The organism is Mucilaginibacter sp. (assembly GCF_025359345.1).
Taxonomy (GTDB): domain Bacteria; phylum Bacteroidota; class Bacteroidia; order Sphingobacteriales; family Sphingobacteriaceae; genus Mucilaginibacter.
Genome location: NZ_JANYGQ010000015.1, coordinates 320,538 through 341,064 on the forward strand (window position 1 = coordinate 320,538; position 20,527 = coordinate 341,064).

The 20,527-nt window shown below is 43.8% G+C and carries 18 protein-coding genes; 3 read left to right on the plus strand and 15 right to left on the minus strand.

The window, feature by feature from the left end:
* Window positions 1-38: 38 nt before the first annotated feature.
* The 8 genes from Q0R52_RS09155 to Q0R52_RS09190 all read right to left on the minus strand — a co-directional run bounded on the left by Q0R52_RS09155 (window position 39) and on the right by Q0R52_RS09190 (window position 9,921).
* Window positions 39-1,229, minus strand: coding sequence for a carboxypeptidase-like regulatory domain-containing protein (locus Q0R52_RS09155; RefSeq protein ID WP_295794156.1), 1,191 nt, complete (start codon window positions 1,227-1,229; stop codon window positions 39-41).
* Window positions 1,230-1,527: 298 nt separating this feature from the next.
* Complete coding sequence (locus Q0R52_RS09160) at window positions 1,528-2,211, minus strand: heme exporter protein CcmB (RefSeq protein WP_295794157.1); 684 nt, start codon at window positions 2,209-2,211, stop codon at window positions 1,528-1,530.
* 392 nt (window positions 2,212-2,603) lie between these two features.
* Complete coding sequence (locus Q0R52_RS09165; protein WP_295794158.1) at window positions 2,604-6,242, minus strand: hypothetical protein; 3,639 nt, start codon at window positions 6,240-6,242, stop codon at window positions 2,604-2,606.
* Window positions 6,243-6,263: 21 nt separating this feature from the next.
* Entirely contained in the window at window positions 6,264-7,151 is an 888-nt protein-coding gene (locus tag Q0R52_RS09170) for an ABC transporter ATP-binding protein (RefSeq protein ID WP_295794160.1), read from the minus strand.
* Between the two features lie 23 nt (window positions 7,152-7,174).
* Window positions 7,175-7,912 carry a hypothetical protein gene (locus Q0R52_RS09175; protein WP_295794162.1) on the minus strand — a complete coding sequence of 246 codons (738 nt, stop codon included), beginning with the start codon at window positions 7,910-7,912 and terminating at the stop codon, window positions 7,175-7,177.
* A complete protein-coding gene (locus Q0R52_RS09180) occupies window positions 7,899-8,303 on the minus strand; it encodes a GntR family transcriptional regulator (protein ID WP_295794164.1) in 405 nt (134 codons plus the stop codon). Before Q0R52_RS09180 ends, Q0R52_RS09175 begins: the two co-directional genes overlap by 14 nt.
* A 9-nt stretch (window positions 8,304-8,312) precedes the next feature.
* Window positions 8,313-9,083, minus strand: a complete 771-nt coding sequence (locus Q0R52_RS09185; protein ID WP_295794166.1) for a hypothetical protein — start codon at window positions 9,081-9,083, stop codon at window positions 8,313-8,315.
* Window position 9,084: 1 nt separating this feature from the next.
* Entirely contained in the window at window positions 9,085-9,921 is an 837-nt protein-coding gene (locus tag Q0R52_RS09190) for an ABC transporter ATP-binding protein (RefSeq protein WP_295794168.1), read from the minus strand.
* Between the two features lie 132 nt (window positions 9,922-10,053).
* Between Q0R52_RS09190 and Q0R52_RS09195 the strand changes: the two genes are divergently transcribed.
* The gene (locus tag Q0R52_RS09195) at window positions 10,054-10,536 is read left to right on the plus strand and encodes a methylated-DNA--[protein]-cysteine S-methyltransferase (protein ID WP_295794170.1); all 483 of its coding nucleotides are present in this window, start codon (window positions 10,054-10,056) and stop codon (window positions 10,534-10,536) included.
* Window positions 10,537-10,738: 202 nt separating this feature from the next.
* Here the strand turns inward: Q0R52_RS09195 and Q0R52_RS09200 are convergent, their stop codons facing one another.
* The 7 genes from Q0R52_RS09200 to Q0R52_RS09230 all read right to left on the minus strand — a co-directional run bounded on the left by Q0R52_RS09200 (window position 10,739) and on the right by Q0R52_RS09230 (window position 18,310).
* Complete coding sequence (locus Q0R52_RS09200) at window positions 10,739-11,326, minus strand: chemotaxis protein CheB (RefSeq protein WP_295794171.1); 588 nt, start codon at window positions 11,324-11,326, stop codon at window positions 10,739-10,741.
* Window positions 11,316-12,146, minus strand: a complete 831-nt coding sequence (locus Q0R52_RS09205) for a protein-glutamate O-methyltransferase CheR (RefSeq protein ID WP_295794173.1) — start codon at window positions 12,144-12,146, stop codon at window positions 11,316-11,318. Before Q0R52_RS09205 ends, Q0R52_RS09200 begins: the two co-directional genes overlap by 11 nt.
* Before the next feature lie 2 nt (window positions 12,147-12,148).
* On the minus strand, window positions 12,149-15,595 hold the full coding sequence (locus Q0R52_RS09210) for a response regulator (RefSeq protein ID WP_295794174.1): 3,447 nt from the start codon (window positions 15,593-15,595) through the stop codon (window positions 12,149-12,151).
* A gap of 93 nt (window positions 15,596-15,688) precedes the next feature.
* A complete protein-coding gene (locus Q0R52_RS09215) occupies window positions 15,689-16,129 on the minus strand; it encodes a hypothetical protein (protein WP_295794177.1) in 441 nt (146 codons plus the stop codon).
* Between the two features lie 120 nt (window positions 16,130-16,249).
* Window positions 16,250-16,579 (minus strand): gliding motility protein GldC, encoded by a 330-nt coding sequence (gene gldC / locus Q0R52_RS09220; protein WP_295794179.1) that lies wholly within the window; start codon window positions 16,577-16,579, stop codon window positions 16,250-16,252.
* 6 nt (window positions 16,580-16,585) lie between these two features.
* Entirely contained in the window at window positions 16,586-16,852 is a 267-nt protein-coding gene (locus Q0R52_RS09225; protein ID WP_252792401.1) for a hypothetical protein, read from the minus strand.
* Window positions 16,853-16,963: 111 nt separating this feature from the next.
* Window positions 16,964-18,310 carry a DEAD/DEAH box helicase gene (locus tag Q0R52_RS09230; RefSeq protein ID WP_295794182.1) on the minus strand — a complete coding sequence of 449 codons (1,347 nt, stop codon included), beginning with the start codon at window positions 18,308-18,310 and terminating at the stop codon, window positions 16,964-16,966.
* A 240-nt stretch (window positions 18,311-18,550) separates the two neighbouring features.
* On the opposite strand from Q0R52_RS09230, the gene Q0R52_RS09235 reads away from it, so the two are divergent.
* Both Q0R52_RS09235 and Q0R52_RS09240 read left to right on the plus strand, forming a co-directional pair.
* Window positions 18,551-19,192, plus strand: coding sequence for a hypothetical protein (locus Q0R52_RS09235; RefSeq protein WP_295794184.1), 642 nt, complete (start codon window positions 18,551-18,553; stop codon window positions 19,190-19,192).
* Between the two features lie 437 nt (window positions 19,193-19,629).
* A partial coding sequence (locus Q0R52_RS09240) for a dihydroorotase (RefSeq protein WP_295794185.1) occupies window positions 19,630-20,527 on the plus strand: 898 nt, incomplete at its 3' end.

Genomic DNA, 20,527 nt, shown 5'->3' on the forward strand with positions numbered 1-20,527 from the left:
GGCAACCCAATCCAACCTAATCAACCACTCACCACCCCTCACTTCACATCCGGCACATAATCAACCGGCAACAAATCCGACAGCCTGGACTTTGACCAGGCCCCTTCCAGCAACGGCGGCTGACCGATAACAATGCCGTTCATATCAAACAACGTATAACCAGGGTCGAACATGGTGAGGATGCTGGTTTCATAGTTTGTCATGTCCAGCGGGCGGTATAAATCCTTATTATAGACCTCATCGCGCCTTTTGGTGTAAACCACGTATAGGTAGTTAAGCGGGTGAAAAGCGTATATGCCCTGCTTTTCGGTAGTTGTAAATATTTCGTAAGGCATAACCGGCACCTTGTTAAGCGACTCTTTATAGTATTTCGACAGGGTCGACAAATCCTTCCAATAATTGAACGAATCAACCATCCCCCTTTGACCAAAAAAATTCGCCTTCTTTCTTATCACATCGTCGGGCGGCCGGTTGGGATTAATCTGCCTGTTCAGATGGTACATAATAAAGCCATCCTCGGTTAGCTTATTGGTATACAAACTCCTGAAAAAGTGCATAGCCGAACCGTAGTAACATTCTTCGCGTTTTTCGTGCCATTTCTTTTTTTGCGCGGCGTTGCCCTGCAGTTCCTCAAAAAGCCGCTCGCCACCCCACGAAATAACACCTGCCAGGCGGTCGCTTATAAAACCTTTGAGCAGGAATTTCACCCGGTAGCCCAGCGCCTTGTTATCAACAATTAAAAATTCGTCGCCACTGGCTTCCAGCGTTTGTTTGGTGCGGTTGAACTGCAGGTTTAAGATATGCGGATTCTCGACCACGCAATTTTTGGCATTTTCATCAACCCCGATAAAGTCTTTTCGAAATGCTTCGTAATTTTTCTTCCAGTCTGCAGCCGATGATATCGTTACCTCGCGCAGCATTAATGGTTTTGGGGTCAATTCAATATCCAGTTTTATTGGCTCGTGCCCTACCAATATGTCTTTGGTGAAATCCTGGTAGCCTAAAATGGTAACCGTTAAATTGTATTGCCCCGGCCTAATGCCGTTAAGCGTAAACCGGCCTTCGGAACCCGAGGCCGAACCAACAGACGAATTACTTAAAAACACACTCGCGCCTGCCAGCGGCTTTTTTGTTTCGGCATTGGTTATCACGCCGGTTACCGTGCCATACTGCGCAACAGCTAAGGCCGGAAAGACTATTAAAAGAAAGATGAGCCAGGGGAATCGCATCGTTTAAATTAAAAATTGATTTAAAGATGCTAAAAAACGGAAAAATTGTGAAGTCCGGAAGACCGGGAGTTCGAAAGTCTGAAAGAAAGAGCGGATATGATGTAAAAGAATTACTACATAACATTAATCGTGTCAGAAATGAAAGAAAGAATTTTGTCATTGCGAGCGAGGAACGAGCGTGGCAACCGCGAACTCTACAGAGCGGTCTTGCATAGTTCGCGATTGCTTCGTACCTCGCAATGACATAGTGGATATATGTTCTTCTGCTTTTACTGACTTTCCCGACTTCCGGACTTTGCTAATCCCTCCACAAAAAAGGAAACAAAATAAGCGAGGTAGTAATCACAATAACATTAATGGCCACCAGCACGCCAATATCGCCGTAACTTATGCTGCGCTGCAGGCCATCCATAGCAGCCTTGCTAAGCCTTATGAGTATCAGGATTATTGGAATAATTACCGGGAAGCTTAATATCGCCATCAGCGTGCCGTTATTACCGGCCTTTGAGGCAATGCCCGATATCATGGTAAAAACCGTGGAAAAACTCAGGCTGCCCAAAAAAACGGTTAAAAAATAATAAAGTGGGTCGCCAAGGGTATTGTTAAAAAATAACATATACACCGGCAACGCCAATGCGCTCAGCAACGACATCAGCAATATATTGTAAATAGTTTTTGAAAGGATGATAGCCTGCGGACTGGCAATAGAATAATAATACAGCAACCGGCTCTTACTCTCCTGCATAAAACTTTTGGCAATGGCATTAACCGATGCAAAAAGTATAATTATCCAGAACAAAATGTTCCATACTATTGGATAACCCGGCGAGTTTTTAAAACCGGGGTTCAGGTGAAACGACATATAACAAATAAACACCGTCGACACCACGTACAGCAATACCCCGTTAAAGGCGTATTTTGAACGCCACTCCAGCACAATTTCCTTTTTTAAAAGATGGATGGTTTGGTTGTACAGCTGCATGGGCGCAAAGATAGGGTTTTGGGAGGATGTGCGGATGTGCGAATTTGCAGATGTGCGGGCGAGTCCGAAAGTAGGTAAAGTCAATAAAGACAGAAAGGGAAATCGCTTTTAAATTCCATCCCACATTTTTAGCGCAGGCCTGCGACCTGCGCTAATGAGTTGTGCCCCTTTGGGGCTTTTTAGATTATTCTTCAATTTAAATATCCGGCTCTTTTAAAGGTAGTTTGACGCTACCTTTCATAAATAGGAGAATCACCCAGCCCCAAAGGGGCGGCCTCCGTCAGCGCAGGTCGCAGGCCTGCGGTAAAAGCGATTTCACAGGAAAGACAGAAAAAAAGGGAGAGTTAAGACTTACGAAATTTTAAAAACTTCGTAAGTCTGGTACAATCCTCCTATAAATCCTTAAAATTATCCCCCGACATCCGGTCAATCAGCTTCCCAAGCGGGTCAATACCAGCCCGTACCGGTTTGCCTTTTACGGTAAACGAAAACTGGTGGCTGCCATAGCTAAGCTTCATCCTTTTAAGATACAGCGGATTGGTAACATTTTGCCCGTCCTTATTTTTAGCATCTGCAGCAAACACACCAATGTCGATGTAATCATTCATTTGTTTGGCAGGCACATCATTCCCTTTCGCATCTATGTAAGTTTTCGCTGCGGTTACTTTCAGGGTAACTTTGTACTCATCATTTTTACCGGTTGGTACGGCTTTAAAGTCTTCTACCCTATTTTCGTACAAGGTTATTTTCTTCCAGGTATCCTCCAAGTAATATTGTACCGAATCGGAGGTGTGTTTCTGCAGGTAACGGTAAAGGTCATTCGAGCCGGCATAGGGTGGCGTGTTTTTAAATGCATAAGCATCTTTAAACTCGCGCAGGGCGGCGTTCATGTTGTCTTCGCCGAGTAAGTCCCTTAATCCGTATAAAACAAAGCCGGCTTTTCCACCCCATTCAAACCACTTGTCGGCTGTGATAACCGGGTGCTCGCGTTCTTCTATCCTGGTTCGAATAAATGTGTAGAAGTTTACCTGGTCCTGCAAGAGCCACCGAATGTTGTTTTTGCCGTATTTTTTCTCGGCCATTACCAGTGCGCTGTAGGTGGCCAATCCTTCGGGTATCACCAGCGAGCCAACCGTATTATTTGGCGACACCTGGAACCGCCACCATTGCTGGGCCAGTTGCCGGGTAAGGTTAAAATAGGCAAAATCAAATTTGTCAGTACCGCTAAAATCAGTGGGCCAGGTGGTGTACTCGGCATAGGTATCAAGGGTAGTCAAAGATGCTTCACGCGGACCATAGTGCGATGTTTCCGCCAGCCGCATATTTTTGAATGGGAATGGTCCATATGCCGATTCAAAATAATGCAGGCCGTCTTCATACGCCTTCATGAAGCGTGCAACATTTTGACCATGCGCAGGGTGATAATAAATATCAACATCAACCGGGTGGCCCACATTAATGGTTTTGTGCAAATCGGCATACCGCGCCGAAAGTATCCCGAAAGGCCCATACATTCCCGGCTTATCCTGCACGTAATGGAAATAATTGCGCCCTTTTTCTTTCCATTGTTTTACCAGTTCGCCGGGCGCTACAGCAGTTTGGTCGCCTGCAGTGCTTACCGTAATGTCCATGGTTATCAGGTCTGACGCCGCACCGGCCTTCAGGGTTTTTATTCCTTCAGGGTCGTTCTGGGCTACTTCTTCTTCCTGCTTTGGTGGCAGGCCATTCTTTTTACGTACGTAGGGGCTGCTTATTTCGTCATCATCATCGTACCCCATCCCCGGCAAGCCGCCGGTAAAGAATATGCCATTCTTTAACAAATTGGCGCTATACAAACCATTTTGAAAGCCTGTATTGTAAACAGTGGAGTTAACCTCAAGCAGGGCTGAGTCACCCGGGGCAATGGGTTTGTCAAACTTGTACAAACGAAAATCTGCAGTATCCTTAGCCGACCTAAAGAAATTGAACATCCCCCGGTCGTACAGCAGCGGGCTGGTAAACGGTACAAGTTTGCCATTTAATTTAATGGAGTATTCCGTTAACCCGTCGGCATCAAGCAGTAGCTGCGAAATTGGTTCAGCGTTTTTGTTTTTTATGGCAACCAAGGCCATTACCTTTTCCCGTTGCTCATTAGGGTATAAATCAATAAAGAATTTAAACGCGGTAACTTTAGGCAGCGGGAGCTTTGCATAACGTTTTAGTGATTTTTCGTAGATGATCGCCCTGTCTTCCGACTCGCCCTTAGTAAGGAAAGCATTTAAATAACTGACATTATAATAATTGTAAGCCCCAACCGCTAAAAATGCAAACAGCAATACGGCAGTAATTAACTTCGTTTTGCCGTCAAAACGCTCCCGTACCAACTGGAGCCGCTCTTTAAACGAACTGCTTACGCCCCTATAGTAAAATAATGCCGCTACAATAACAAGCAGCCCTGCACACAGCATCCAGTACAGGTTGAACCAGGTTACCGGTGCGAGCATATGCCCCATCCCATCCATATCCGAAATACCGTACCATGGGGTGTATGAATAATTCAGCAGGTTATAATTGAAAGTTCCTGTAGTTTCTAAAAAGAATACCAGCACCCAAATGGTAACGCCCACGCCATGAGCGACAAACTTGTTATTGATAACCACATGTACAACGTAACTAAACACCACCATCTCCAGCAATCGCGGCAACAGAATAGCAAAAACGGTGGTGAAATATACCTGCAGGTTATAGTGGAAAAACCCCTTCGCCGTTTGCACCACCATGCCGGTAACCATCGGGATTAATGACAATCCAAACCCAATAATCAACAAAGCCACCAGCTTTGAACCATTCAGCACCCAGTTTGGCGGTGGCAGCGAATCGTTGATAAATGCATAGCGTGTTACCTTGTCGCGGTGCAGCGTTTCGCCGGTATAGAATATTATAATGAAAAAGATAAAAAACGGGAAGACATCATTAAATATCCCCAAAAGCATCACCGTTCGCGGGTAGTAAGGCACACCGTAGTCCCGGTTACCCAGCCAAAATACAAAGCCGAGGAATACCAGCCCTGCAATTACTATGATCCAGAAGTAATTATCGCGGAGAATATTCATCAGCTCGAGCCTGCTTAAATTGAACAGGGTTTTGCGGTTGTAAGGCTTGGTGAAGCTAACCTTTACGTTTTGGTTAATAGCTCGTTTCACTTTTGCCGGCTCATCATCGATAGCGGCTTTATCCCTTTTCCCGCTGAAGAATTTCTCGAAGGTGAAATTGAAGTAGGTAAATAAAAGTATCACCAGCCCTATGCCTGTCCATAACAATCGGTTAAGCAACACCGTGCCTTCAACAGGAAACAGCGTTGTATTTTTGATTAATGATGGCGTGCTGCCCGATAGCAACCTGACGGCGCTTATCCCAAACGGGTCTGCCAATATAGTTACCGTAGCATTGTTGGTATTGTTGAGGAAGAAAACTGAAATGAAATAACCAAGGAATAGTAATATACCTCCGGCATAAATTACCTTCACATTCCGGGTAAATGCCACCAACCCAAAAAACAGCGCAGAAGCGAAGAACAAATTTGGCAGCGCTATGGTAACAAATGGCTGAAAGTAATACATGAAGTTATTGGGTCCATATTCTTTGGCGTCCCTCCAGCCCATTATGGGGCCAAGTTTTGTACCGATTATAGCGCCAATAACTACCGAAGTTGCAATCAGTGCCATAAACAGGAACGAGCCCAGGAACCTCCCCCAGAAATATCCCGGTTTTGTTATCGGATAAGTGAGGTAATAGTCCTTAGTGTTGTACTCAATATCGCGGTACAGCGCCGTGCCCATAATCGATGAGCTTACCAGCATCATCATTAATGTTATAGCGGAGCACCAAAACGAGATAATGTATGGCGAATTGATATGTTGTTTTTCGCCCAGGGGAAGCGAACCGGTGGCGAAAGTGCCGATAGTAAATATGAGTGCAGCTGCAAAGTACAGGTACACGGCGGGCCTGCGGGTCCGGTTTTGGACCTCGAACAGAAAAATTTTCCAGAACATATTTATATGATTTTAAGGAGGTTAAATGGTATTTACATCCACGCGGGTTGCAATATTACTAAAGTACACGTCTTCAAGATTAGGCACCGCCGCAACGAAGCCGCTGCCGGGATTAGTATCACTAATGATCCTGATATGCAGTCTGCCGGTTTTTAGCTGGGTTGATATTACTGTGAAGTCGTCTTTATAAAGCCCCAGCTCGTTTTTGCCAATGGCCTTGGTAAATATTTTGCCTTCCATTTCGGTAACGGCAGTATCCGGCTCCCCGGCGTACAGCACCTCGCCCTGGCAAATAATGGCAAAGTTTGAGCAAAGCGTGCTCACATCTTCTACTATGTGTGTTGATAATATCACGATGGTATTTTCGCCTAACTGGCTCAGCAGGTTGTAAAAACGGTTGCGTTCAGCGGGATCCAAACCAGCGGTTGGCTCATCCACAATTATTAGTTTAGGGTTGCCAATCAAGGCCTGCGCTATCCCGAAGCGCTGCTTCATGCCGCCCGAGTAAGTGCCTAAGTGTTTCTTTCTGTCTTTTGATAAGTTCACATTTTCCAGCAGCGAACTCACAAGCTCTTTGCGTTCGGCGCTATTACCGATCCCTTTTAACTGCGCGATATGATCAAGCATTCGTTCGGCCGAAATTTTGGGGTAAACGCCAAACTCCTGTGGCAGGTAACCCAGCAGTTGCCTAACCTGGGTTTTGCTTTTCAGCACGTCAAGGTCGTCTAAAAAAACGCTGCCTTTGTCGGCCTCCTGCAGGGTGGCAATGGTGCGCATTAACGATGATTTACCCGCTCCGTTTGGCCCAAGCAAACCAAACATGCCATTGTTTAATGTTAGCGATACATCCTTTAAGGCATGCACGCCGTTTGCGTATGTTTTTGAAAGTGAATTTATAACAAGTTTCATATTTGTAAGGATTAAGATTTATATCATTTTTTAATTATAAGATTTTTAGCTGCGCCGGTGAATATCAGTTTTGCGCTATCGGCCAGCTGGTATTTCAGGTCTGGGATGCTGGCTTCCAATATTTGAAGCCGGCTTTTATTTAGCACGGTTAAATCTGCTTTTTCAAACCGGTTACCGGTACCGATGGTCAAATCTGATGCGCTCCCGTCATTAATTCCAATCACAGCCTTTAGGCTTTTAATATTGTTTTGGGTTAGTATAATATTGCTTCCGTGTTTGGCGGTGATTGATAGACTGTCTGAAGTAAATCCCCGGATAATGGATGGTCGCCATTTAAAATCGGCAGCTGCCAGGGTATCAGTAACCGGGAGATCGCCGGCCATATACTTCGCGTCGGCATCAAAATTCACAAGGTTGGGGCAGGTTATTACCATCACATAGTCATACCTTGGGTTTTGATAGTTTCCGGAAAATGCAACGTCAATGTTCAACGTGGTGCCGTTTTGCGCAACCTTTACATAATTATTGCCATTCGGGTCAATTTTTACGCTGAAAGGCCCCTGTTTTACTACAATGTTTGCAGCGGTTGAGGCATTAAGTTTTATGGAATTAAAATTTTTAAAGTTCATGGTAACAAAATCCCTGAAAGGGTTCTTGTAGTCGCCCGAAAGATAGGCTGCCTTTAGTTTTAAATCATAAAAAAACATAGCGGCCAGTATCAGTATCACAGCGGCGATGGCCAGTTTATTACTTGTCTTCATCTTCCTTTTTATTTGGCGTTAAACCGTAATTTTCAGCTTTAAATTTTTCGTACCTATCCTGTATTTCGGCAGCCGAAATATCAAGCATGTACATATTTTTGAATAACTCCGGCAGGTTTTGCTGCAGAAAATTTTCTTTCCTCAGTTTCTTTACCGTTTCATACCCATCCGGCGATACAAATAGGCCCAGCCCCCTTTTATTGTAAACCACCTGTTGGTTTTGCAAAAACTCGTACGAACGCATCACCGTGTTCGGGTTTACTTCCAGTTCAACAGCCAGGTCTCTAACCGAAGGGATTTTTTGCTCGGGTGGCCATTTTTCCAGTAAAATATTGTCGCACACATAGGCAGCTATCTGCAGGTATATGGCTTCGTTGTCTTTAAATTCCATAGTCTGCCGTTAAACTTGCTTTTCCTTTAACCTGTGATATGCCGCCACCCAAAAAACTATCGACACGGCGAATATTATGTATGCAACCATGGGTTCAAATGCAGTTGATGCTGAAACCCCGTAGTCTTTGCCACTTTCCCCAAATCTTATACCGCTGAATGGGGTAGCAGTGTAAATATCCCGGCCTATTAATGCTTCAAGCAGCGAAGTATTTAACAGCGATAAAAGTATGACAGCTATAAAAAAGCTAAACCCGGTTTTTATAAAATGGAGTTTTTCAAAAAACAGGGAGCCGCAAATAGTGATGCTATGCAATAGCATAAAAACCAGGAATATGCTGCTGTATGGATACCCAAAAACATTTAACACGTAGATATGCTGATGCGGCCAATGCCTCAGGTTGAGTAATATCGTCGGTATACAATAAAACGAACCCGTATACATCACCGTAAATACCACGAGGGAAAATAGCCAGCCGACAAGGAACTTTTCGAAATGTGAGGCGGGCAATGTCAGATAACCTAGCGCCTTTTTCCTGTTACTGACATCAGCAAAAATGGTACTTGTAAAAATAGTGCCTGCTAACATATACAGCCCGGTAAACAGTATCACTTGTGTACTTATATCTAAAGGCGAAGGTATAAGGTAAACAAAAAAACTTCCGCCTACCAGCATCACTCCCAGCAGTACCGATAATGCCATCAGGTAAGTTTTATAATGCTCGGCAAGTTGCTTAATAAACAGCCGGCCAAAACGTTTTGTATCAAATATATTGTTCATTTCAGTCGGCTTTTAAGATTTGAATAAGGGTATTACTCCCGGTAGTTACCGCGTTAAAAAATAATTCAAGGTCCATTTTACTGAATTTGCCGCTGGTGTTTTTGATGATGGCATTTTTACCACGCATGCCATCCTCTTCATACAAAACCTGCATGCCGGTAGTATCATTGAAAACTCCGAATGTTATTTTTTCAGTAATTTCTTCTATCGGGTGGTTAACTACAATTTCACGGTCGTGAAGTATCAATAATGTATCGATCAAACTGTCCAGGTCGCGCACCTGGTGAGTCGATATGATAATGCACCGGTCTTCAGTTAATAGAGATGCAATTAGTTTGCGAAACTGAACCTTTGATGGAATATCAAGGCCATTCGTAGGCTCATCCATAACCAGCAGACTGGTGTTGGTTGCCAGGCCGAACGCTATCATTGCTTTTTTTTGTTGCCCGAAGGATTGTTTGTCCATCGCAGCAGTAGCATCAACATCAAGCGCTTTCAGGTACTGGTAAAAATCGGCATTACTGAATTTTGGGTAAAATGCGGCGGTACTTGCAGCAAACTGCTCGGGTGTTAACGATGGCACAAATACCTCTTCGGCTAAAAAGTATACCTCCTCCAAAACTGCAACCGGCCTGCCCGAAACGTTAATGCCATTAAAAGAACAACTGCCGGCTTGCGGATAAGCCAGCCCGATCATATTTTTTAAAAGCGTTGATTTACCCGCGCCGTTTTTACCAAGCAAACCGTATATGTGGCCCCGGCGTAACGACAAATCCAAATCTTTAAACAACAACGATTTGCGGGTGTAACCAAAACTCAAATTTCTAATTTCTATCATGTTCAATAGTGTATTAGTATAATAGTACACTACAAATGTAAGCACATTTTTATCAATTCAAAATATTATACAATTTATTTTTTATGCTGATTTATTGGGATTAATTTTGAAATCGGTCTACAATATTGATGCATGCAAGCTGCCTACTATAAAAGCCCTATCGGAATCCTGCGTATTACGGAGGAAGATGGCTTCATCACTTCCATATACGCGCTGGATGAAGAACACGAAGTGCCGCTACCCAAAACACCGCTGTTAAAAGAAGCCGCAAAGCAGCTTGACGAATATTTTGAAGGTATAAGAAAGGACTTTGATTTACCGCTTAAACAGCAAGGCTCCGGTTTTCAGCAGGGAGTGTGGAACGAATTGAGCCGTATAGGCTACGGTAAAACCATTAGCTATCTGCAACAGTCCAAATTTCTGAATAATCCGTTGGGGATAAGGGCCATCGCATCAGCCAACGGTAAAAATCATTTGCTGATAGTGGTCCCCTGCCACCGGGTGATCGGCACCGATGGCAGCCTTACCGGCTTCGGCTGCGGTATCTGGCGTAAAAAATGGTTGCTGGAACACGAGCAACGGGTGATGGGGGTTGGACAAATGACGATGTTTTAGCCAAAAAAAGCGTCATTGCGAAGAACAGCCTGTCCCGAACTTGTTTCGGGAAAGCAACCTCTACACAGGACGATCATGAAACTTTTGGTTTATGGAAACCTAAATGCGGCTGATAGGTCGCCTCAAAATTTGTGTTTCTTTGATGAGCGAGTGCAGTCCGTCAACTGGCGGATCGTTCCTCGCAATGACGTGGTGGGGAGACTCAACTCTGCAGCAACTCGATAATCTCCTCCGTGCTTAACACATAATCGGCAGCGTTTAAGTTAATGGCCTCTTGGGGCATTTCGGGTAGTTCGGCATCTTCCGGATTTTGGGCAATGGTTAATGAGCCTGCATTACGCAATTTGAGCAAGCCGGCTGCTCCGTCCTGGTTGGCACCGGAGAGCAGGATGGCCGTGCATTTATCTTTATAAATTTCAGCAGCACTTTCAAACGTGATGTCTATTGATGGCTTTGAGAACCATACGGCTTCTGATACGTCCAGCGCAAAGCTCCCGCCCTTTTCAATTAAAACATGGTAATTTGGCGGGGCTATGTAAATTGTTTTTTTGTCGACCTTATCTTTGTCGTTGATTTCTTTAACATGCATCCGGCTATGTTGTGCAAACAGTTTTTCCACCTCGCTTGCAAAGTTCCTTTTCCGGTGCATTACTATTATCACCGATTTATTTAAATCGCCGTCAAGAAACCTTACGATATTAAAAAGAAGTTTAAACGAGCCCGCAGAACCGCCCAACAGCAATATATCAGAGCTGTGCCAGCGGGTGGTTATGTTTTTGTCAAGAGCCAATTTTCTGGTAAATATTTTCCTTCTGATTTATTGCCTTAAACTTTTTCTTGAAAAACTCGCTTCGTATGGTTTCTTTACTGCCCAGGCACAAAAAACCGTGCGGCGCAAGGCTTTTGTAAAAAAGTTCAAGTATTTTTTCCTGCAGCTGTGTTTCAAAATAGATGAACACATTACGACAGCTTATCAACTGAAATTCATTAAAAATGGTATCGGATATTAGATTATGTACCGAAAACAGGGTGTTCGCCTTCAATTCGCTGTGAATGGTGGCGGCATCATATAAAATTGTAAAATGGTCAGTTAGTGTGCCCTTTAAACCGGCCATCTGGTAGTTTTCGGCGTAACTTTTAATTGCCCTGTAGCTGTAGATACCTTTGCGTGCTTCCTTCAAAACAACCGTATTTATATCGGTTCCATAAATAAACGCTTTATCCTTTAGCCGTGACTGCTCCATCAAAATAGCGAGCGAATAAACCTCTTCGCCCGATGAACAGCCTGCCGACCATATTTTTATATGCTGATAAGTTGAAAGATAGGGTATTACCTGGGTGTTAAGCGCTTTGTAAAAGGTTGGGTCACGAAACATCTCCGTAACGTTTACCGTGATCTCTTCTAAAAAGTCCTGGAAAAAATCCGGATCGTTCACCAACACATGTTTCAGGTCATAAAACTCCAGCTTTTTTATCATCATTACCCGGGTAAGCCTTCGCTTTAACGATGCTTTGGAATAATCAGAAAAATCAAAGCCATGGACCTTTCTTACAAGGTCGATAATTTCTGTTACCTGCTCTGCACTTAATCCGGGTGTGGAAACATTCATACTTAATTACCTAACCAAAGCTGCATTAACGAAACTAACCTGTCCATATCCACCGGCTTCGTAATGTAATCATTAGCACCGGCCGCTATGCATTTTTCGCGGTCGTCCATCATTGCTTTTGCTGTTAAAGCTATTACGGGCAACTTTGCCCATTTGTTTTGCCTGCGGATATACCTTGTGGCCTCGTAACCGTCCATTACCGGCATCATAATATCCATAAGCACAATATCAATATCATTTGTAGCTTCCAGTTTATCAATGGCTTCCTGGCCATCACCAGCTACTTCAACAATCATGTCGTAACCCTGCAGGGCGCTGCTTAGCGCAAAAATATTGCGCATATCGTCGTCAACAATCAATACCTTCTTTCCTTTTATCACGTCCTTACCCTGTGTAATATTTTTTCCTTTCGGTAGATTAACAGAGTCGGCCACCTGGGTAGATACTTCGCGAACCTTGTTTAAAAACAAATTAACCTCGTCAATCAGCCTGTCGGCCGACTTATTGGTTTTCACCACCATTGCGTTGGCATACTGCATCAACCGGCTTACTGATGTTTTATCAAGCTCCATGGCGGTATTAATAATAACCGGTAGGGTCCTAAACCGTTCGATAGCTTTGATCTTATCTAAAAAATCGAGACCAGAGATATCAGGCAGGTTTAAATCAAGTATTACACACTGGTAGTCCTTTTCGTGCAACATCCTGAAAGCCGACTCGCCATCAAAAGCCTGGTCGACAGATATTTCCTGCTCTTTCAGCATATCAACCAGCGCCTGGCTCTGGGTTCTGTTATCTTCAACAAGTAAAATCTGGGTAAACTTAACACCGCTTTGCAGCATTATATCGGCGAACAGTTTGTCGAGCGTATTGGTATCCACAGGCTTTTTAAGAAAACTGATCGCGCCTTCGCGGCGAACCCGGTTGGCCGCAGCATCCCCCGCCGACATCATGTGAACAGGTATATGCAGCGTTTGCTCATCCTGCTTCAGCTCTTTTAATATCTGCCAGCCATCCTTACCCGGCAGCATAATATCCAGTATAACAGCATCGGGCTGGTTTTCTTTTACAATTTCTACTGCATTGGTTCCTTCACTTACCATTATCGATTTATAGCCATGGTCGCGGGCATAGTCGTGTAATATGTCGGCAAAATTCTTATCATCCTCAACAATTACCACCAGCGGATCGCGGTTAGCGCCGCCAGCAATATGTGCAGCCGGCCTTAAAATTTGCACTTCGGGCGAAAAGGATTCTACAGTTTGTACAAACGTTTCCTCTGGCTTTACAACCACGATGGCCGTTATAGGTATAGTTAATATAAATTCGCTACCAACACCAGGTTCGCTGGCCACGGTTATTTTGCCGCCAAGTAAAGTAACCAGTTCCCGGCTTATTGATAAACCCAGGCCGGTGCCACCAAACTTGCGGCTGGTTGAACCGTCTGCCTGTTGAAAGGCCTCGAATATTATTTTCTGCTTATCGGCCGGTATGCCGATACCTGTATCTTTTATTTTAAAGCTGATGGTTTTTTCTTCCTCGCCGGGTACAGCATTTACCGTTATCGAGCCACCTTCCAGTGTGAATTTAAACGCATTACTTAACAAGTTTTTCAATACCTGCTCAACCCTTACCTTATCGGTAAATATACTTTTCGGCAGGTTCTTGCTGGTTATTATGTCGTACTTTATCTTTTTGTTACGGGCAACTTCGGCAAACAGCATTTCCATGTCATGAAGCACATCGGCAACTTTTATGTTGTCGTTCTGCATTTCCAGTTTACCCGATTCAATTTTTGATAAATCGAGAATATCATTTATCAGGGTCAACAAATCATTACCAGCATTAAATATAACGCTGGCATATTTAACCTGGTCTTCTGATAAGTTTGCCGGTTTGTTGTCCTTCAATATACGAGCAAGCACCAAAATACTATTCAAAGGTGTGCGCAATTCATGGCTCATATTCGCCAAAAACTCCGATTTGTATTTACCCGTCGTTTCCAGTTCCAGCACTTTTCCGTTGATGGCTTTACGGGCCTCTTCTATGGCCTGGTTCTTTTCTTCCAGCAGGCTTGCTTTCTCCTCCAGTTCGGCATTTGTATTGCGCAGTTCTTCCTGTTGCACCCTCATTTCCTCTTCCGATGCCTGCAGCATTTCGGTTTTGCTCAGCAGTTCTTCGTTGGTAACGCGCATTTCCTCCTGCTGCGCTTCCAATTCCTCAGCCTGCTGCTGCACTTGTGAAAGCAACTCGTGCATTATTGTACGAGCCTGCGCGGTATTTACCGCAATGCCAATATCGTCGGCTATTGCTAAAATGTAATCTTTAGCGTTGTTATCAAGTTCGTTATTAAATGCTATCTCGATGATGCCCTTCAACGTTTTATCAAAAAAGAAAGGTACTATAAAGCTCTCGATAATCTCCTGGTGAATTAATGACGAGCCCAGTTCAAGCTTTTCATTTAATTTGCCTTTCACTACTGCCGCCTGCTGGTCCTTGGCCACTTGGCCCAGCCAGCCTTCTGATATCTTTACCGTCCGCTTTAAAACGTCAGGGTTATTAAACGCGTACGATGCATACAATTCAAGCGTTTGCACTTCCTCATTAAATAAATAAAGTGTGCCTGTTAACGCTTTGGTATAATTGCAGATTTCGGTTAGGATATTGCCTGCCAATTCGCGCTCGCCCTGCTGCCCCTGCATTCGTTCGTTAATAATACCGGTGCCGGTTAACAGCCAGTTTTGGCCTTTATTTTCGCCAAGCACCCTTTCAAGCTCAATGTTGGCAACTTTCACTTCGGCCTCAATTTTCTTTTGCCGCTCAAACGTGCCTTGTATATAAAAGAAAAGTACAATTATTATTACGAGGAAAACAATCGACCCAACAATTATGGTATCGATGGACCTTGAAGAGGCCTCCGCGGTGCTTGCCTTACGCATCGCCAGCAGCTTGTTTTCGGTCCCTTTCATATGGTCAATTATCAAACGTATTTCGTCCATATTATGCTTGCCGTTTATAAGCATATTATTATTGACCATATAATCCAATCCCTGAACCTGCCTAACCTCTATGTTGGTTTTCAGGATATTCAACTGCACGTTGATTAAAGTATTCAACGAGTCTACCCTTCTAACCTGGATGTTGTTATCCTGTATTAATTCCCTAAGCTGCTCTATATCGTATTTGATATTTGGGAGTGAAGCATTATAAGGGTCAAGAAATGCCGGTTTGTTAGTTGCAACGAAACCGCGCATACCGGTTTCAGCGTCAGTAAGCAATTGCAGCAGGCTGGTTGATGTATTGATTACCTTTTGAGTATGCTCAACTGAGCCGGAATCGCTTTCAAGTTTATTGATGCTTTTGTAGGATAATATCCCGACGAGCAATACCAAAAATACAGATATAGCAAAGCCGGCAAATACCTGCTGGCGGAAGGAAAACTTTAACATTCAGTGTTTTTTAAGTAGAATACAAATATGTTAAAAAAATTAATTCAAAACATACTTACATGTTGCTGGCAATTGTAAATGATAAATTACAATCTACTGATTTTGTTTTACCTGTGTGTCAAAATTGTTTGTGAATGCCGGTTTACGACCAAAAAGAACGCCCGCCACGGCCAGTAACGGACCACCAAACAACGGGTACCAACCCCATTTAAACTTAATTTGCCTGGTTAAAAATGCGTCGATGGAACGGAAAGGTATGAAGCTAAAAGATGTGTGGATTTTAAACCACGCGCCAAGGCAAAACAAAGCAACCAGCCCAAGCGATATAAAGGCCGTAAGCTTTGTTATGTTAGGCTGATTAAATACCGTAGCTATTATGCCGACAACTGCTACCAGGAGCAACACAATACCATAGGGTTTGTTAGCACCAAATGCATCGATATTAAACAGGTGAAAGGGGCGTAATATAGGGCAGTACAAAGCGGCTATAAGGATCACAAAGCCGGCAAAGGAGGTTAAAGCATTAATGCGCATAGTGTTTAAGTTTGTATAAAGAGACGAGACTAGGAATTAAGACAGGAAATGGATATTCAACTTGTAAACTATCCGATATTGCCCTTTTAATCTTGGTTCCTGGCTCTTGAATCTTGACTCTTATTTAGTAATTTCCATTTTATCGGCAAAGTGAGCACAGTAATCGCGCAGGTCCTCCACTATATTCGTCTCACCGGTTGCACGCAAAAAGCTGTCGCCCATAGTTTGCAGGGTTTCGTAAAAAAAACGTTTCATTTCATCAACAGGCATATCCTTCGTCCAAAGATCAATTCGCAGCGTGTTTTTGTAGCTCTGGTCCCACAAGGCCAGCATCATTGATTTTACAGGCAGCTTTTCCTTGTTTTGCGCATCTGTCGATTCCCACATAATATTTTCAGGAACGTTATTATCGTCGAGTTGTATAGTAAGCTTTATTTCAGCAGTCTTCATGTACGTTTATTTAACAAGTAAAAATAATATAGCCGCCAAAGTTATAAAGCTTAACTCTACTATCCATAATTTTTTGGTTTCGGGAAAGAAATTACGGAACATTATATCCATAAATGACACTACAACTGCAAATAGTATAAAAATCCACCCCACAGCGGTGGTCATGGTTTTAAAATGTGTCCCTGAAATTTGTACGCCATATATCCAGCTGTAAACGGCAACAAACAATAAAAATGCGGTGGCAAAGTTTAGTGGAGTAATCCTTAGTTTCATTTATGTGGTGATACTTTAAGCTGGTTGTCATGCTGAGGCTCTCGAAGCATTGGCGGGCAAAGGCCTTTACGCGAACCCTTCGAGTGCCTCAGGGTGATACCCCTCTCTTTTTTAACGTTTCTTTCTATATGATTTTGGCGATTTGGTCCGCTTCGCAGCCGGCTTACCAGTTGTTTTCGCTTTGGCAGCATCAAACTTCTTGCGCTGATTCAAAGTTTTCTTTTCATGGAAGGCACCTTTAAATTCGGGGTCGTCCTTACGCTTTTGCATATCCACTTCCTTGGCCTGTTCCTGGCGCTCTTCGTAAGGGGTTTCCTCTACAAATACGTCTGCAGGTATGTCAGTCACCGGGATGGTTTGCTTAATCAGTTTTTCAATCTTCCTGATGTAATACTCTTCGGCAGGCCCACAGAATGTAATGGCCTCGCCCGATTGATAAGCCCTGCCTGTGCGGCCTATACGGTGCACATAATCCTCAATCACCACCGGCACGTCAAAGTTTATCACGTGGCTCACATCGCTAACATCAATCCCGCGCGAGGCCACATCAGTTGCAACCAATATCTTCACTTCATCCGCCTTAAATGCATTGATGGCATTGATACGCGTATTCTGTCCTTTGTTGGCATGTAAAACCTTTACCTCTTTTTCGCCGAATTTGCGCAACAAAAACTTGTAAACGTCTTCGGCCGCGATACGGGTTTTGCAGAAGATGATAAGTTTTTTAATATCGTCCTCAACATCGAGCAGCTTCTTAAGCAGGTTTATCTTGGTCCTAACATTGGGTACAAAATACAAATGCTGGTTTACTGTTTGCGCTGGTGTAGCCTGTGGTGTTACTTCTATTATCGTCGGAAACTCCAGGAAGTTGTTAGAGAGCTCGTGAATTTTATCAGACATGGTCGCTGAAAAAAGCAAATTCTGCCTTTTAACCGGTACTACTTCCAAAATGCGGTTTATTTGCGGCATAAAGCCCATGTCCATCATTTTGTCTGCTTCATCCAGCACCAACACCTGCAACGTTTTGGTCACAATGTGGCCAGCCAGGTAAATATCCATAAAGCGGCCCGGCGTAGCCACTATAATATCAACGCCCTTGTTTATCTGTTCAATTTGTGTTTTTGGGCCAAGGCCACCATATAAAACTACCACCCGCAAATCGGTATTGGCGGCAAAAGCTTTCACATTTTCCTCAATCTGCATGGCCAGCTCGCGCGTTGGCGAAATAATAAGTGCGCGTGCATTTTCGCCCTGCGCATACTTAAGCTTCATGAGTATGGGTAACACATAGGCCGCGGTTTTTCCCGTACCTGTTTGCGCTATCCCCATAACATCCTGCCCGTTTAATATCGGCGGAATAGCTTTTTGCTGGATAGGCGTTGCCTCCGTATAACCGGCATCGGCAATGGCATTTAAAATCTGCCGGTTAAATTTAAATTCTTCGAAGAGTACGCCCATGGGGCAAAGGTAAGCTTTTGAGTCCGGAAAGTCGGAAAAGTCAGTAAAGTCCGAAAAGAAGCTTCACTTTTCGGAGGAAACTTAATCAACTCAATCAACTTTTTTCTTTTCCGTCTTTCCGGACTTTCCCGACTTTACTGACTTTCGGACTAATAATTCATCGGCACATTGTAGCTATTCATCCCATCCTTGCGTAATAATTAAATGCAACACCTTATCTTGCACCCAAATTTTAATCCCATGAAACAGAAATTACTCATTTTTTCTTTTTTCCTGTTTGCTTTAGTTGGTTCGGCCGTAGCACAGGGCCATAAAGGCCAGTACTATCTTGGTGGCAGCCTTGCGTATGACTACAGCAGTTTCGGTTCATCGAGCACCGTTAATTTTGCAGATGGCTACACCAATTATACCACCAGCAAAATAAGCAACTTTAGCTTCCGCCCTGAGTTTGGCTTTTTTATAAGCGACAAATGGTCGATAGGCGTTCAGCCCGTTTACTCGCGCAACGGCGGAACTGAAACTTCGGATTTCCACTCTTACACCGATGCCACAACCAACTTCACATCAAGTGATAAATACCATACCGATGTGGTGGGTTTTGGGGTACATGCCCGTTACTACTGCATGATAAGCGACAAATTTGGCTTCTTCCCCGAATTTGGCATCAGCACGGTAAACAATACTACTTACTTTTCATACGGCACCTTCAGCCTGGGTGGTACACCAAATTTTGTATTTTTCCCATCACCAAAGCTTGGTATTAACCTTGGCTTTGGTGGAGCAGCGTACAATCTTGATTACAAAACAAAAGATGCCACTTTCCACCTTGGCTTAAATGATAATATCTCTTTCGGGCTGAACTATTTTTGGGGAAGAAAATAAATAGATGTGCGGATTTTTGATGTGCGGATGTGCGGATGGTTGTTTCTGATTCCAGACCTTCAATTTCGGAATTATCTAAAAGTAGTTTATGAAGTCTCCTCCTACTGGGGGAGACTTATTTATTCCCGGGCTTTTTTCCCCACGCCGTTTCACGAATGGCTTCAATGGTTCTCGGCTTTTTCGACCAAATGCCAAATAGGCTTTTAGGGTTGATTTTTTTACTGCCTTTTGTTATAGGAATTGATTTCACTTGACTTTTGTCCATTTTTAACAAATATCCAAACAAAACTAACGATTTATTACTTTCACCTTTCGAATAAATCCACAGCCTGGTCAACTCCATCACTTTCCTATCTTTCGGACTGACTTTCCGGACTCATCCGCACATCTGCAAATTCGCACATCCGCACATCCTTCCAAAACCCTATCTTTGCCACATGAGCTCAATCCTTATAAAATCGGCAACAGTGGTAAATGAAAATCAGCAATTTGTAGCTGATATTTTGGTGAAGGATGGTTTTATTGAGCGAATTGATAAACAGATTGATACTACTGCCGACAAGGTTATTAACGCCGAAGGCCTCCACCTTTTCCCCGGCTGTATTGACGACCAGGTACATTTCCGCGAACCTGGCTTAACACATAAAGCTAAAATTTACACAGAATCGCGCGCTGCCGTAGCCGGTGGTATAACTTCGTTTATGGAGATGCCCAACACCGTGCCAAATACGCTTACGCAGGAGTTGCTGCAGGATAAGTATGATATCGCCGTCCGTACCTCACTGGCTAATTACTCGTTTTTTATGGGCGCATCGAACGACAATCTTGATGAAGTTCTGCGAACTGACCCAAACACTGTTTGTGGTGTTAAAGTGTTCATGGGTTCGTCAACGGGGAATATGTTAGTCGATAATGAGCAGGTTCTAGATGGATTATTCCGACAAAGTCCTATGCTTATTGCCACTCACTGCGAAGATGAGGCTACCATCCGCGTTAATACAGAACACTACAAAGCCGAGTATGGCGATTATGCAACAGCAGGCCTTCATCCATTGATTCGCGATGAACACGCTTGCTTTAAATCCTCGTCGCTGGCTGTTGAACTAGCCCGGCAACACAACGCCCGCTTGCATGTGTTGCACATTTCAACCGCCGACGAACTGGCTTTATTCGATAATAAGCTGCCTCTCGCTGAAAAGCGTATTACGGCCGAAGTTTGTGTGCATCATCTCTGGTTCGATAGTACTGATTATGCGACGCTGGGCAATCAAATCAAGTGCAATCCAGCCATTAAAGCGCCCTATCACAAAGAAGCTCTTTTGGCCGCGTTGCTAG

Coding starts and splice junctions, on each gene's coding strand:
- Q0R52_RS09160 (WP_295794157.1), bottom strand. CDS start 2,211: ATGCAGCTGTACAACCAAACCATCCATCTTTTAAAAAAGGAAATTGTG.
- Q0R52_RS09215 (WP_295794177.1), bottom strand. CDS start 16,129: ATGCGCATTAATGCTTTAACCTCCTTTGCCGGCTTTGTGATCCTTATA.
- Q0R52_RS09165 (WP_295794158.1), bottom strand. CDS start 6,242: ATGTTCTGGAAAATTTTTCTGTTCGAGGTCCAAAACCGGACCCGCAGG.
- Q0R52_RS09205 (WP_295794173.1), bottom strand. CDS start 12,146: ATGAATGTTTCCACACCCGGATTAAGTGCAGAGCAGGTAACAGAAATT.
- Q0R52_RS09210 (WP_295794174.1), bottom strand. CDS start 15,595: ATGTTAAAGTTTTCCTTCCGCCAGCAGGTATTTGCCGGCTTTGCTATA.
- Q0R52_RS09180 (WP_295794164.1), bottom strand. CDS start 8,303: ATGGAATTTAAAGACAACGAAGCCATATACCTGCAGATAGCTGCCTAT.
- Q0R52_RS09230 (WP_295794182.1), bottom strand. CDS start 18,310: ATGGGCGTACTCTTCGAAGAATTTAAATTTAACCGGCAGATTTTAAAT.
- Q0R52_RS09170 (WP_295794160.1), bottom strand. CDS start 7,151: ATGAAACTTGTTATAAATTCACTTTCAAAAACATACGCAAACGGCGTG.
- Q0R52_RS09235 (WP_295794184.1), top strand. CDS start 18,551: ATGAAACAGAAATTACTCATTTTTTCTTTTTTCCTGTTTGCTTTAGTT.
- gldC (WP_295794179.1), bottom strand. CDS start 16,579: ATGAAGACTGCTGAAATAAAGCTTACTATACAACTCGACGATAATAAC.
- Q0R52_RS09185 (WP_295794166.1), bottom strand. CDS start 9,083: ATGAACAATATATTTGATACAAAACGTTTTGGCCGGCTGTTTATTAAG.
- Q0R52_RS09155 (WP_295794156.1), bottom strand. CDS start 1,229: ATGCGATTCCCCTGGCTCATCTTTCTTTTAATAGTCTTTCCGGCCTTA.
- Q0R52_RS09175 (WP_295794162.1), bottom strand. CDS start 7,912: ATGAAGACAAGTAATAAACTGGCCATCGCCGCTGTGATACTGATACTG.
- Q0R52_RS09190 (WP_295794168.1), bottom strand. CDS start 9,921: ATGATAGAAATTAGAAATTTGAGTTTTGGTTACACCCGCAAATCGTTG.
- Q0R52_RS09225 (WP_252792401.1), bottom strand. CDS start 16,852: ATGAAACTAAGGATTACTCCACTAAACTTTGCCACCGCATTTTTATTG.
- Q0R52_RS09195 (WP_295794170.1), top strand. CDS start 10,054: ATGCAAGCTGCCTACTATAAAAGCCCTATCGGAATCCTGCGTATTACG.